Source organism: Rhizobium sp. Root491 (assembly GCF_001427205.1).
Classification (GTDB): Bacteria; Pseudomonadota; Alphaproteobacteria; order Rhizobiales; family Rhizobiaceae; genus Agrobacterium; species Agrobacterium tumefaciens.
The window spans coordinates 261,099-273,213 of record NZ_LMFF01000001.1 but is presented as its reverse complement, the minus strand read 5'-3'; the positions used below and the strand labels follow the sequence as shown (position 1 = coordinate 273,213).

Here is a 12,115-nt window from a genome sequence, read left to right as displayed (position 1 = left end):
GCGACGCAAAGAGGAGGACGTTATGAACCATGATCGCGAAGCAGCAATCCGCGAAAAAGCCCGCGCAATATGGGAGAGGGAAGGCAGACCGGAAGGACATCACGAACGCCACTGGATGGAGGCGGAACGGGAGGTCTCGGCAAGCACAGAAACCGGAAAGACCAATGGCAAAAATGGCGCGAAGAAACCCGCTGCCGCCAAGTCCTTGGTCCAGAAGAAGGTGACTGCGGATAAGGCGTCGGTAAAAAATGCCAAATCACCAGCGGTAAAATCTCTTCAGAAAGAGCAAAAAGCGGAGACCAGCCGAAAAGACGACGACCTGACCGAAAGCCTGGAGGAAAGTTTCCCGGCAAGCGATCCGCCGGCACTCACCAACGCGTCTACTTCGACGAAGCGTGTGGCGAAGAAGACCCGAGGTCAATAGCGCCCAGCTAAGCGCCTATGCCAAGATCGATATAGAGCGAATGCTGCGGCATCTCGCTCGTCATGCCATATTTTGGAAAAATGGCTCCCCGGGCCGGATAAATTTTAGCAACTTTAACGACCATAATGAAAACTCTCCGCCAAGAAAGTGCTTATCTTTCAGGCGGATGCTTGACCATTTTGCCCATAGCGCTGAATGTTAGCGCATACCCCTATAGCGGGGAAATTGTGGGGAAAGAAAATGGGTAGCCATACTAGGAACGTTCTAACCGTCAAAACGGTCGCGGCGAGCAAGTCAACCAAGCTGCGCGACGGAGGAGGTTTGTATCTGATCTCAAAAGGTACAGGCCGCTATTGGATTTTCAATTACACCTTCGCCGGCCTGCGCCGCGAGATGGGCCTTGGGCCGCTCCATACTGTCGGCCTGGCTGACGCAAGGGACAGGGCCGAGGCAGCGCGCCGGCTGGTTCGCTCTGGTATCGATCCGCTTGCAGCCAAGCGCGACGCCGAGGAAGTGTCTCCGAAAGCGATGATGTTCGGTGCCTACGCTGACGCTTTTATCGACGCTGCAGTTAAGGCCGGTCGGTGGCGAGGGGCTAAGACTGAAGCTCGATGGCGCAACCTTCTCACAAACCATGCTAGCCCCATACGGGCCAAGGCGCTTGCGACTATCCGCGTGCGGGACGTCGTCCAGGTGCTAGAGCCAATATGGGGCGATAAGCAAGAAACCGCTGAGAAGCTTCGTGAGGCAATTGAGCGTGTTCTAGACGCGGCGAAGGTTGAGGGTCACCGATCTGGCGATAATCCGGCAGCCTGGAAAGGCACGCTTGAGCACGTGCTACATAAACCCAACGAGCTTTCTAATCGCAATCATCATGCCTCACTGCCTCATGCCGACGCGTCTGCATTCATGAAGAAGCTGGCTGAGGTGAGGGGTGTCGGCGCTCGAGCATTGGAGTTCACGATACTTACGGCAGCGCGGTCTGGGGAGGCGCGCGGCGCGGTCTGGGATGAGTTCGACCTTGATGCGAAGATATGGACTGTACCAGCCGTGAGAATGAAGGGCGGCAAGTTGCATCGCGTGCCACTTTCGGAAAAAGCCGTTACGCTTCTGAAGGCGATGAAAGCTCAAGCTGTGAACGATCTTGTATTTCCTGGCGTTCGGGACAAGCGGCCTCTTTCAGACATGTCGCTGGCTAAAGCGCTAAAAGCCGCGGGAGCAGGGGCTTACACAGTACATGGCTTCCGAAGCACATTCCGCGACTGGGCAACCGAGGTCGCTCACGCGCCTAGGGAAATCGCAGAAGCTGCCCTTGCCCATGCTGTAGGAGATGTTGTGGAAAGGTCGTATGCGCGATCGGACGCCCTTGAGCGACGGCGCAAACTCATGTGCGATTGGTCTTCGTATCTATTCCGTCCACATTGACTTTTTTGTAAAATCGGTTTAGTTATGGATCGTTGAATCTCAGTGGTGGGTTCGACGTTCGGGGTGGTGCCCGACGCTCTGTGGCTGGCTTTGCCGGAAGACCATAGCGCAACGCAGCAGCGGACTTGTCCGTAGTTTCAGTCTCACCCGGCACCTGCCGGTCACCGACACTTCTCAAAAAATCAACTGATCCATTTCACGTCAGGATTTTGTCCTGCATTCTGAGGAGACGCCACGTTGCAACACGACAACGATAATACCCCTGCGCTGATTTCTCTTAACGACGCTTGCCGTCTCACGTCCATGTCCCGCACAATGCTGAACCGATACCGCGCCGAGGGAAGATTCCCAGTCGCCGTCGATCTTGGCGATCGCCGTGTGGCATTCGTTAGGTCTGAAGTCACCGATTGGATACATGCGAAAATCAGCGCGAGGGTGGCCGCATGAGCAGCATCGTCATGTACGCGCGAGAGTTGGTGCGAACCTTGAAAGGCGAAACATACTGCCTTGAAGATCGCGACGTCGATGAGCGGGATATGACCCGCCAGCAGCTTGAAAAGCTTGCCGCTGGTTTTGGTCGGGTTGCCGAGATGGCATCGAAACATCAGGCGCGCTTGTTGAAAAGGATTCAGCCGATAGAAAGCACCGATGATCCCTTCAAGCAATACGGAATTGGCGACGCGGTCCTATATCACGCCATCACCGGCGTTAACATCAAAGGAAGAATCGTTAACTTCGTTGACGGTCATCCAGAACTTAAGTTTCACGATGGATCTACGGCCGTCTGTATAGGTTCGCGTGTCAGTCTGGCCTCAATTGATCTGAGACCGACTCGCCCCGCCTAAACGGTCCTCACAATCACCAACAAAACAACAACCTGCCGGCACGCGTCGGCAGGTGCGCATCTCGATAGCCCACAAACACATGACGCATGGATGGCAAAATATGAGCAGGTCTGATCACGTTGGCGGTCCTGTCGATCGCTTAGAACTCTTAGGAGCCATCATCGACGATGAGCGCGTGCGGCTTATCCACATCAAGACCGCGCGCCACATTCTGAAGCGCTATTACCAAAAGCACGGCAACGCGCGCGCAAGTGTTAGCTTCTTGCAGCAGGCTACCGGCCTGACAAGGGGCAGCGTCGCAAACGCAACAGAGGATCTTGTTGCGTGGGGATATTTCACTCGCGTCATGGGTTCCGGTAAACGCCCCACAGAATATCATCCGAATTTTAGCGTCCTACAATCGCCGGACGCTACTAGCGTCCTACCGTCACAGGACGAAACAAAATCAAGCGTCCTACAGCCACAGGACGAGATCGTCCTACGGTCACAGGACGCTAAATCTGTTAGTGTCCTACAGCCGCAGGAGCAAACTCATTTACTTGTCTCGGCTACAGCCAGAGACAAAGTAAATATATCCGCAGCGGGCACGGGGTCGGGCCTGGCGGCCGCCCCGGCCCGTGCGTCTGAAGACCGCGTGATGACCATTGTATCGAGCCACATTGAGCACGACGAAGACGAAGGATCCGACTGGCTTCAAATGGAGCTTCAAGCTGACGATGGCGCCAGGGAGCAATATGCCGTGTGCGTCCAAAGTGACGAAGATCAAGCGATGCAGGAACGCGGCATGAAAAGGCTAGAAAGGCTGGCAACCGCCCTTGGCATCGACCAGATCAATGAGCCAGACGACGTGGTAGGCAAGACTCTTCTGCTTACGGCCAGTGACGACTTCCTTCCTTTGGAGGGCGCATGAAATATTTTGCCCGCATCAACGCGATAGCCAATCGCCTCGAGCGGTTGGCGCCGGGCCACAGAGATCCGTTTCGCTTCCACGAAGAGAAGTCCGAACTGGTGAATAAGCTTCGAAGGCTAGCAGACGAAAGCGCCGGCCTCCGTGCCGCCAACGACAACATCAAGGGCTTTGCCCCGGGTCACTACATGTGCATCTGCAACGAATATGGACAGCGCTTCACAGGTGCCAAGCATTCTTGGCGGTGCGAGCAGTGTGACGCTAAAAAAGTTGAGGACAGCAATCTGCACGGTTAGTCACTGGTTCTCCTGATTATGTAGCGCCACCACTATCTCACTCAACAGTAAGTCGAGCGAATTTGAAACGTCGACTTGCGTAATAGTGGGAAGCGCTTCTTTGCGGCGGATGTGCGAGTGCAAATGCAAATCAGCTATATTTCTCAAAGTCGTTTCAAGGTTCTTTAGTTCTTTCTTAACTGAAGTCGAGGACGCGTAGTTATTGGCGACTTCAGCGAAAGACTTCATGCCAAAAATGGGAGGGACATGGTCGATAATGGCGCGCGTCAACATGGCCATCGCGAAATACGACTCCGTTGCAAACGCGAGATTGATCTCTTGGCAGAGCCTGACAAGCTTGCTCAAGTCAAAATTCGGACTGGCGGCGTTCTGTAAGTCTTGTATCCTAGCAGGATCAACGTACGCTCTCGACGTCAATGCAAGCTTCAATTCCTTGCGACCTGCTTGCAAGCTGTTTTCGCTAACCATCTCTGGCGTAGACAGTCGCCTCAGCGCAACAATTGATGGCAGGTTTGCGAGCCATCTAAGTCGTTGATCGATGTGCATCTCTGCCAGTCCGCGGGCGAACGGAGTTGGCTTATCGATTAATGTTCCTAAATCCGAAGAAGGCAATGAGGCCCAATCCGATCTCAAGCCGCTGTCCGGAAACATTTCAGAGACCCACTCTCCAACTACCGAAACCCATCCAGAGTACGCCATACTGTATTCCAGTGGAGATCCTAGCCTTGCTAGGTTTTTGAGATCCGATCCCCTCTTTGTCATGTCATCTAGGCCGCGCATGAAATCAGGCTCCGTGTTAACCCAGGGTTGATACCATGTTTCTACGAAGGCTTTAACGGGAGCCAGCCCGCCACCCACAACCAAATTGCCGGCTGAGCACGGCTCGCTGCCCGACCAGCGTGCGTCCATTCTGGCAGCCGTGAGCGCATCTGACTACAAGAAGTCACCGAAGGCCAAGAACTGGGTCGGAAGCGCTGTGGCGTACGCTGTGGGGCTGGATTTGGACGACAACGTGCATCGCAAGCGCGCGTCCAGCCTTGTGAGTGCGCTGATGCGTGAAGGAGCGCTTGTCGAGCGGGAGGAGCGCGATCCAGTGCGGCGGGAGCTGGCGGTGTTTGTGAGGGCGGGTTAGTCGTCGACCACAGATGTACTGGCGGCGCAGAGAAGCAAAAGGAAGGTCGGTGCAGAGATGCGCCGGCCTTTTTTGTTGCTCCGAACATGGACTGGGCGTTTTTGCAGTGGCATATGCACTACCCAGCCTGCTGAACCCGCTTCAAAGAATCTAGCAAACGGCTGCCGGCGCCGACGATTTTCGAAAGCACCTTAATCTGTTCTCTAAGAGAAACTTGGTCCGTGGGGATCGGATAGTTGATCTGATGATCAACCTCTCCCCAAATCTCCTCAAAGAGCGTCCTGACTTGAATTTCACAGCACAGCTTAGAGTCAGTACGAGGCCTGACGAGATAATGGATGCTCGTGTAGGAAGTAGGTTTTTGAGAAACATCCAAATCGAAATTTTTGAAAAAATCGGCCGCTTCGGGGTCCCAAGTGTACGCTTTTGGACGTTCGTCGAGAAACCAGTCCCCGTCTTGAACCTTTTTCCTGATCACCTCATCGATGTACCGGAAGTCCTCTTGAAACAAATGAAGGATTCTAACACCGGCTAAGTCCGTGACTTTAAGATGGAAGTCCTCGACGGTGATATTTTTTCCTTCTGTCGCCTTCCGTTTGATTTTTTCTCTCAAATGTTCTTTGTCTTTAAGGCGGCTTTTGTATGAATGGACCATTCTGTATCCACTCGCAGAGAGTTTCGGATTTTCGCCAATGTGCCGTTCTACCACATACATGAAAAGACTGAGATCATGACTGATAGCGTTGTAAGCGTCCAAAATCTCTTCTATTTCTACGTCCGTAGGCGGCGCGGATGCAACAGGGGCGCCGGCAGCCGGAAGGCTGTCAGGAACTAAAATACCCGTATCGTCGGTCTCTAAAGGTCCAGTCACAGCTCATTTACCCTCTGTAGGAAGTCTTTCGCAAATGCGTGGTAAGACGTCTGGGTTTCTTCGTATTTTTTACGATTACCGCCGATCGTACTACTGTCATCGCTTTGCAATTCCATCGCGGGAAGCCTCCACATTGGTGCATGATATTTTTGGGACATACTTGGGAACGTGTTGTGACTATGTATTACTGCTTTTCCCCCGATTGACCCGGTAAGAATTTCTGAAAAGGGGAGCGCATTCTCGGCCGCAATGAACTTCGCTATCGTCTTTGGGATTTGTTGGGCATAATGATAGTGAGCGGTCGCTAAATCGAGGTCGTTGCCTAGCCCAGTGTATCTCTTTGCGTTGTAGATTGTGTACCCGATGAGTTTGACAAATTTTTCAGGGAATTGCTTGCGTTTCGCGTCCGAAAGAAGCTGAAAAATCGTATCGAACTGCTTTCTCCAAAGATCTAAGGCGCTGCCAATATTGCGTATGCCGTAGACGGAGAACAGGTCAGGTGAACAGGGAATGAGGAACCCGTCTGCCAAGGTCAGAAGGTGGCGGTTCAAGGCTCCGAGGCTTGGCGACGTATCAAAAATCACAAGATCGTAACCGTGAAGGGAAGCGTACTGGTGCGCCATTTCCCGGACACGAGTCGCCGTCCTGATGGCAAGAGGGTCGCCTTGATAAATTCCGCTCCATCGTTCGCCGATTTTCGCTTCATAAAGGTGTAACGTGAGCCTCCCAGGGATCAAGTGTACATTGTTCGTAAGAGCTACCGGTGGAGGCAGCGTATCGAGTTCAGCCGTGCCGTCTTCTGTCGGTTTGAGGTCAAAATGTATCGAACGTGGCTTGGCAAGCATGTCAGAAAAATCTTCGGTCTGAGCCTTCTTTCGTGCCGCTGCGAAGTCTTCGATGTAATCGTCTTCGGCCGACCAGATATCGTGAATAAAATCCATATCCAGCGAGAAAATCGTCAGATTACATTGAGGGTCCAAATCAATAAGCAGAACCTTTTTTCCCAGTTCTCCCAGCGCGTGTGCAAGATGGAATGTGAGCGTCGTTTTGCCGACCCCACCTTTGTTGTTAAAGATCGTCACTATGTCTGGTGTCATTACTTCAGCCCTAAAAAATCCAATAAACCGGGAAAGCCCGTCGGTTAGAATGAACAGGGTAATCTGAGGTAATCTCCACCCGACTTATTCCTACCCAGCAAAAACACACAACCAATTCCGAATTAATATTCAACTAAAAGTTCGCCCCGATAGCGCATTTTCTATCCGTGCAGTAACTGTGCACATACGGGCGGAGACACCCGCACAGCGCTGCCCGGTTGGTGCACGTTTAGTAGGGTATATATTTATATATACCCCTACACGTGCAACCGTGCAGGGCGGTGTGCCGCGCGCACGGTTCTCAAGATGATTTATCTGGGCAACGTGCGGTCGGCAGATGGGCGGTTGGGATGCAACCTACTGCCCTCGAACGGGCCGGTCACTGTCGGTGCCTTGCTCACGGTCGCCAGGCTGGCCAACCGGCACAGGCGGAGCACCTTCGTCATTGTTCGTGATTATGTCCTCATCCTTGGCTCTTGGTCGCCACGTTGAGCCACGTGTGGCCTTCGGATCATCGGGCTTGCCCACGGTATTCTTATTCAGGTCTCGCATGATGGTCTCCTTTCGCAAGGCGAACCATGAACGCGAGGAGATGTTCCCGCCGGCGAGATGGAACTCGAATAAGGCCAGTCGCATTTTCGCAGATGAGGAGAATGCACATGCCAGAGAACGAAATGCAGCCGTACACCGTCGAGCAGCTACAGCAGAAATATTCCGTAAGTCTGCACGTGGCAGTGGAGGTGCTTGAACACTTTCGAGGCGACCGGTTAAAAATAGACAAGTTCATGAAGCGGTGCCCGAACCGGGACGACGAAAAGCACTAGTGAAAAAGGCCGGCGTTCAGCCGGTCTTTTCTTTTGGCCAAAAAATATTTCACAAATCGACTACCCGTTTTCGATGCGTTCTCGGAAAGTAGGTGTGTGGTTCACGCTGTGGCGCACTTTATGGACGTGGATCACAGAAGCCGACCCAGAACATTATATCCTAAGGCTCTGTATGGAGCGCATCCAACCAAATATGGAGGCGTTATGATCAGACTTCGTGTCGAGAATATTGGTGGGCCTTTTCCCGGCAAGGGGCAGGCTCCTTCGATGGCGCACGACAAGGTACTACCCCGAAATGAGCGGGCAGCCTTTGAAAGGCTAAATGACCTAGCCGCAATGCGGCCGCATGTTATGGATGCGGGCTCCCTTGCTTCAGCGAATGATAATCGGAGACCGCCAGAAACGCCTGCGACCAAATTTATCTGGCCAGCGCAAGAGCTAAGGCTAACGCCTTCACAAGCTGATTTTCTTCATCGCGGGCGCAGCTCGGTGCATAAGCGCATCAACGACAGGACGGAATTGATTTTGAAGTCCCGCGGAATGTTGGCATGGCGCAAGGGCAGTGACGACCAATTCTACCTGGTGCCGAGCGATAAGGGTCAAGCAGCGCTCAGCAAATACGAACAGCGAGAGGGACGTAAATGAAAACGACGATCACCCCACCCGCAGGCTATTACGTTTCACCGATGCTCCCAGGGGTGCTATTCAAGCGCAGGGACGAGGCGCCATCATCTGCCACACCGTCATACCGCACAACAGCCGCGCACCGCGCCGCAGTGGAAAAATGGCGCAAGACAGCGCCAGCGAATGACAGCGAGATCTTCGGAAAGAAGCCAAAGACAGAAGCCCCACGACATAGAGATCTAGGCGCCATGAACGGCCTGCTGGCATTCCGAAACAGGCCAACAGGCGCTGCTGAGGGCAGTGGCGTCAGGATGAAGGGCTTCAGCGCGCTGGCAACCAACTGGTCAATTGTGCCCACCAATGACAATGTGCCGACAGAAGATGGCTTCGGCAATGAGCGCGAGGTGCAGTATGAGCCGAGCATACAGTTGATCATGGAATCGGTAGAGAAAATCGAGGTGCGCGAGCGTCCAGAGCCGTCGATGCTTAGCGCGAAAGGCAAAAGGGAAATTCACGCGATACCAGTCGGTGGATTGGTCGAATACGGTTCGTACGTGGATAATGAAGGCAAGCGGCACAAATGCATCGTCCGGATCGGCTCGCTGCGTTTCAGTGACGGCAGCCAAAAAGAAAAGGGCCAGAAGCTCGTGCTAGGGGAGGCGGTCGACACTGAGATCAGAATGCCAGTCGGCGCTATGTTGGGATGCAACGAGAAATCAGCTCGCGATAAGGGCGCAGAGATCGACGAGACGGGCAGCAATTCACACTACCGATGGATGGTAAAAGGAAAGACGGCCAGGCAGCCGAAGCGGAAGACGCGCTCGAAAGTGCGCGTCGCCATTTCTAAGGCGGAAGCGCGTGCAATGCTTGCGAAGGCGATCGAAAACACGCCGGTAATGCCCGAGATCAAGAAATGCCCCGATGGTTTTCCATTTGGCCCTACCGCGTTGCGTCAGCTCTTCATTGCCGGCCGCAAGGGCAAGAATGGCGAGACGGGATCGCAGGCGTGGGAGGATATCGCGGTCGAGAGCGAGAACAAGCGACAATTCGAAATCGCGCTCGAGAGCATGCTCGATAGCGACGTCAGGATCCTTGCCGACGCCGTTGAAGCAAAGAGCCTGGCTCAACTTGGGGAGGCTCGAGGCTACAAGGGACGCCATGCGGTGGATGCCGGACGTTCACTTCTAAGGGCTGCCAACGACAATTTCGAGCGCGCGTTGGAATTGGCGATGTACGCAGCGGAGGGATAGGGAAGAAAAATTCCACTCATCCACCTTTAACAGTGAAGGGGTCGAAAGGCTCCAAGCTGTTCTGGACGCACAAAGATTGCGACAGAGCCTCGGCCAGAGATGAGCCGGGGCTAACTATGGCCGACCCAATCCTCTGCTTGCAAGCTTGGCCCTGAATTGACAGGCGTGCACCACGGACGCGTGGTTGCTGGTCGGGATCCTTTATCGTGGAGTAGAGCAGTCTGGTAGCTCGTCAGGCTCATAACCTGAAGGCCGTGAGTTCAAATCTCACCTCCGCAACCAATCCCATGCGCGTTCTCCTCCGCTTGCATGGTGATCGTGCGGCCCGTTCCCTTTCCAAGGTTGAGCGGGCCGCTTTTGTTTTTCTTGATTGCTTCGGCTGTCGATACGCTGCGGTGCTACGCTGCGATACGACGAGCAGCTTTGTCAGATGCTTTGCGGTCAGAGCCGTATTCAGAGATGATCTTCTCTGCTTCATCTACTGAGATGCGGTGCTTTTTTGCCAGAATCTTGGCGTCATAAGGCTGTTCGGACGCCGAAGCGCCTTGCGGTTGTGCCATGGTTTTTCTCCTTGAGATGGCCGACGCTACTTGAGCCGCATATTGCAGGCTGTCGGTCACTGTCCTGTATGTAGGTAGTTGGGTTGCACTGCGCAACCACGATGGCGTCCATATCGGGAGACGTGATGAACGGAGTGAAGGCCAATAGGAGTTCGGGGAAGTATTATGGAAGCCAAAGAGCGCGATGCATATGTCCTTGCTTCAGAGCGTCATGCTTTCACGCTGATTGGCTGGGCCAAGCGGTCTGCGGATAACGGCTGCACTGAGCGTGCGCTCAATCAGGCACAAGCGGCATTGGCAATTGCTCAGGCTGTTGAGCTGCTTAAAAAGTCCACCCCCTGACTACCATCGAGCAAGAGCGATCAGTAGTCCATGCATGTGTCGCAGAGTGGATTTTCGGGATCGGTAACCAAGTAGGACTTAACCGGCGTACCGCAGCTCAAGCAGATGGTGTCGCATCCAATGCGTTCAGCCCTGAGCTCGTTTTCAAGGTGCTCCGCGTCTCGGTTTTCGATCGCATTGCGGCGCCGATTCAGTTCTGCGGCAATCTCTTCCTCTGTGAACCTGCTCATCCCGTCCCCCATTGGTTCCCAATACCGGTGGGGCAAGAATGCACACCATAAGGGTGTAGCGCAATGCCCAAACCCTACGGCCGCTCAGCCGAAGCCGCTCTCTACCGTCGCATGTACAAGACAGCCAGATGGCAGCGCCTACGCGAGGCCCAGCTTACCGCCGAGCCGCTATGCCGGTTCTGCCTTGCCATTGAGGATGTCACCGAGGCAACGACGTGTGACCACGTCAAGCCGCACAAGGGCGACGAGGCTTTGTTCTACGACCAAAGCAACCTGCAATCACTTTGCGCTCCATGCCACGACAAGCTGAAGGCTCGCATCGAGCGAGGCCAACAGGCCGTGGTCATTGGTGTTGATGGATATCCGGTGGAGGTGGGCTGATGATGCGTGGCACTGGCAAGACTAAGGCCATGGTGATGGCTCTGCCCAACGATGGCGCATGCGTTGTGGTCCATAACGCAGCCATGGTCCGGTACGTCGAGCACATGATCTATGACCTGCGCGGTAATGACATGGTGAAGCGCTGCAGGGTTATCAGCGTAGCCCGCCAGCATGATGCTGATCGCCTTCAAGGGTTGCGTATGCGGACGTTCGTTGACCATGCCTTCTGGTGGTTGGCCCATGATCTCCACCTTGTACGCCGCGTCGAGTGTCTCGTCGATCGCATCAACTATCAGTTTCTCGACATGAAGGCGGCTGCCTAACCCACCGGGGGTGGTAGCAAAGTCGACGATCGCCTCGGCCAAGGACCGCCGGGGTAACGCAACGCATATGCAAACACAGATTTTTGCCTAGCGTGCGCGCAAGCGCGCGTGCGCGAGGGGATTCCGCATGTCTGAGAAGAAAAGCCGCGTCGACAGCGTTGACGAGGCCGTCAGGATAGCTTCGGCGGCTTCTGAGGAGATCCAGTTTCCCGAGAACGTGCCGCTGGACGACGGCGACGTCCCATTTTTCAAAAACGTCATTGCCGAATACGCCCGCGCCGATTGGTCGGCGCACCAGCTTGAGATCGCCGCGATGCTCGCTCGCACGATGGCCGACCTTGTGAGGGAGCAGGACCTGCTTCGCACAGAGGGTTCGGTCGCCGTTACCGAAAAAGGCACGCCGGTAGCTAACCCGCGCAAATCCGTAGTCCAGATGCACGCTTCTTCCATCCTTTCGTTTCGCCGATCACTGGCGCTGCATGCGCGCGCCGTACAAGGCGAGGCGAGGGACGCGGCCAAGCGGCGAGACCAAGCCAAGGAGATCGAGGCAGGCGCGAGCGTGGATGACGAACTCCTAGCCTAAT

Annotated in this window: 19 protein-coding genes and 1 tRNA gene; 15 read left to right on the top strand and 5 right to left on the bottom strand. The window is 54.5% G+C overall.

Features of this window, described 5'->3' with window-relative positions:
• Nucleotides 1–22: 22 nt before the first annotated feature.
• The 6 genes from ASD46_RS01395 (at nucleotide 23) to ASD46_RS01375 (ending at nucleotide 3,897) form a co-directional block, all read left to right on the top strand.
• Nucleotides 23–424, top strand: coding sequence for a DUF2934 domain-containing protein (locus tag ASD46_RS01395; RefSeq protein WP_025593221.1), 402 nt, complete (start codon nucleotides 23–25; stop codon nucleotides 422–424).
• 240 nt (nucleotides 425–664) lie between these two features.
• Nucleotides 665–1,849, top strand: a complete 1,185-nt coding sequence (locus ASD46_RS01390; RefSeq protein ID WP_060641825.1) for a tyrosine-type recombinase/integrase — start codon at nucleotides 665–667, stop codon at nucleotides 1,847–1,849.
• A gap of 237 nt (nucleotides 1,850–2,086) precedes the next feature.
• Nucleotides 2,087–2,296, top strand: coding sequence for a helix-turn-helix transcriptional regulator (locus ASD46_RS26145; RefSeq protein WP_111792638.1), 210 nt, complete (start codon nucleotides 2,087–2,089; stop codon nucleotides 2,294–2,296).
• Nucleotides 2,293–2,694 (top strand): hypothetical protein, encoded by a 402-nt coding sequence (locus tag ASD46_RS01385; RefSeq protein ID WP_060641824.1) that lies wholly within the window; start codon nucleotides 2,293–2,295, stop codon nucleotides 2,692–2,694. Before ASD46_RS26145 ends, ASD46_RS01385 begins: the two co-directional genes overlap by 4 nt.
• Nucleotides 2,695–2,794: 100 nt before the next feature.
• Nucleotides 2,795–3,604 (top strand): hypothetical protein, encoded by an 810-nt coding sequence (locus ASD46_RS01380; protein WP_060641823.1) that lies wholly within the window; start codon nucleotides 2,795–2,797, stop codon nucleotides 3,602–3,604.
• Nucleotides 3,601–3,897, top strand: coding sequence for a hypothetical protein (locus ASD46_RS01375; protein WP_060641822.1), 297 nt, complete (start codon nucleotides 3,601–3,603; stop codon nucleotides 3,895–3,897). The genes ASD46_RS01380 and ASD46_RS01375 overlap by 4 nt, the downstream gene beginning before the upstream one ends.
• On the opposite strand, the gene ASD46_RS01370 is transcribed toward ASD46_RS01375, so the two are convergent.
• Nucleotides 3,898–4,806 carry a hypothetical protein gene (locus ASD46_RS01370; RefSeq protein ID WP_162248376.1) on the bottom strand — a complete coding sequence of 303 codons (909 nt, stop codon included), beginning with the start codon at nucleotides 4,804–4,806 and terminating at the stop codon, nucleotides 3,898–3,900.
• Nucleotides 4,807–4,873: 67 nt separating this feature from the next.
• Here ASD46_RS01370 and ASD46_RS01365 point away from each other — a divergent pair, with 67 nt between their 5' ends.
• A complete protein-coding gene (locus ASD46_RS01365) occupies nucleotides 4,874–5,029 on the top strand; it encodes a hypothetical protein (RefSeq protein ID WP_323455093.1) in 156 nt (51 codons plus the stop codon).
• Nucleotides 5,030–5,147: 118 nt separating this feature from the next.
• Here ASD46_RS01365 and ASD46_RS01360 read toward each other — a convergent pair whose 3' ends face one another.
• From ASD46_RS01360 to ASD46_RS27570, 3 genes are all read right to left on the bottom strand, one after another.
• Complete coding sequence (locus tag ASD46_RS01360; protein ID WP_323455092.1) at nucleotides 5,148–5,900, bottom strand: RelA/SpoT domain-containing protein; 753 nt, start codon at nucleotides 5,898–5,900, stop codon at nucleotides 5,148–5,150.
• Complete coding sequence (locus ASD46_RS01355; protein ID WP_060641820.1) at nucleotides 5,897–6,997, bottom strand: ParA family protein; 1,101 nt, start codon at nucleotides 6,995–6,997, stop codon at nucleotides 5,897–5,899. The genes ASD46_RS01360 and ASD46_RS01355 overlap by 4 nt, the downstream gene beginning before the upstream one ends.
• A 357-nt stretch (nucleotides 6,998–7,354) precedes the next feature.
• The gene (locus ASD46_RS27570; protein WP_156389979.1) at nucleotides 7,355–7,549 is read right to left on the bottom strand and encodes a hypothetical protein; all 195 of its coding nucleotides are present in this window, start codon (nucleotides 7,547–7,549) and stop codon (nucleotides 7,355–7,357) included.
• 107 nt (nucleotides 7,550–7,656) lie between these two features.
• Here ASD46_RS27570 and ASD46_RS27410 point away from each other — a divergent pair, with 107 nt between their 5' ends.
• The 4 genes from ASD46_RS27410 (at nucleotide 7,657) to ASD46_RS01335 (ending at nucleotide 9,977) form a co-directional block, all read left to right on the top strand.
• On the top strand, nucleotides 7,657–7,821 hold the full coding sequence (locus tag ASD46_RS27410) for a hypothetical protein (protein ID WP_200951516.1): 165 nt from the start codon (nucleotides 7,657–7,659) through the stop codon (nucleotides 7,819–7,821).
• A gap of 204 nt (nucleotides 7,822–8,025) precedes the next feature.
• A complete protein-coding gene (locus tag ASD46_RS27405) occupies nucleotides 8,026–8,466 on the top strand; it encodes a hypothetical protein (protein ID WP_200951515.1) in 441 nt (146 codons plus the stop codon).
• Nucleotides 8,463–9,695, top strand: a complete 1,233-nt coding sequence (locus ASD46_RS01340) for a hypothetical protein (protein ID WP_060641818.1) — start codon at nucleotides 8,463–8,465, stop codon at nucleotides 9,693–9,695. The genes ASD46_RS27405 and ASD46_RS01340 overlap by 4 nt, the downstream gene beginning before the upstream one ends.
• Before the next feature lie 205 nt (nucleotides 9,696–9,900).
• A tRNA-Met gene (locus ASD46_RS01335) sits at nucleotides 9,901–9,977 on the top strand.
• 116 nt (nucleotides 9,978–10,093) lie between these two features.
• On the opposite strand, the gene ASD46_RS27400 is transcribed toward ASD46_RS01335, so the two are convergent.
• Complete coding sequence (locus ASD46_RS27400; RefSeq protein WP_173996751.1) at nucleotides 10,094–10,255, bottom strand: hypothetical protein; 162 nt, start codon at nucleotides 10,253–10,255, stop codon at nucleotides 10,094–10,096.
• Nucleotides 10,256–10,420: 165 nt separating this feature from the next.
• On the opposite strand from ASD46_RS27400, the gene ASD46_RS26915 reads away from it, so the two are divergent.
• The 4 genes from ASD46_RS26915 to ASD46_RS01315 all read left to right on the top strand — a co-directional run bounded on the left by ASD46_RS26915 (nucleotide 10,421) and on the right by ASD46_RS01315 (nucleotide 12,114).
• The gene (locus ASD46_RS26915; RefSeq protein WP_156389978.1) at nucleotides 10,421–10,597 is read left to right on the top strand and encodes a hypothetical protein; all 177 of its coding nucleotides are present in this window, start codon (nucleotides 10,421–10,423) and stop codon (nucleotides 10,595–10,597) included.
• A gap of 293 nt (nucleotides 10,598–10,890) precedes the next feature.
• On the top strand, nucleotides 10,891–11,208 hold the full coding sequence (locus ASD46_RS01325) for an HNH endonuclease (protein WP_060641816.1): 318 nt from the start codon (nucleotides 10,891–10,893) through the stop codon (nucleotides 11,206–11,208).
• Entirely contained in the window at nucleotides 11,208–11,531 is a 324-nt protein-coding gene (locus ASD46_RS01320; RefSeq protein ID WP_060641815.1) for a hypothetical protein, read from the top strand. The genes ASD46_RS01325 and ASD46_RS01320 overlap by 1 nt, the downstream gene beginning before the upstream one ends.
• Nucleotides 11,532–11,658: 127 nt before the next feature.
• Nucleotides 11,659–12,114 (top strand): hypothetical protein, encoded by a 456-nt coding sequence (locus tag ASD46_RS01315; protein ID WP_060641814.1) that lies wholly within the window; start codon nucleotides 11,659–11,661, stop codon nucleotides 12,112–12,114.
• Nucleotide 12,115 lies beyond the last annotated feature (1 nt).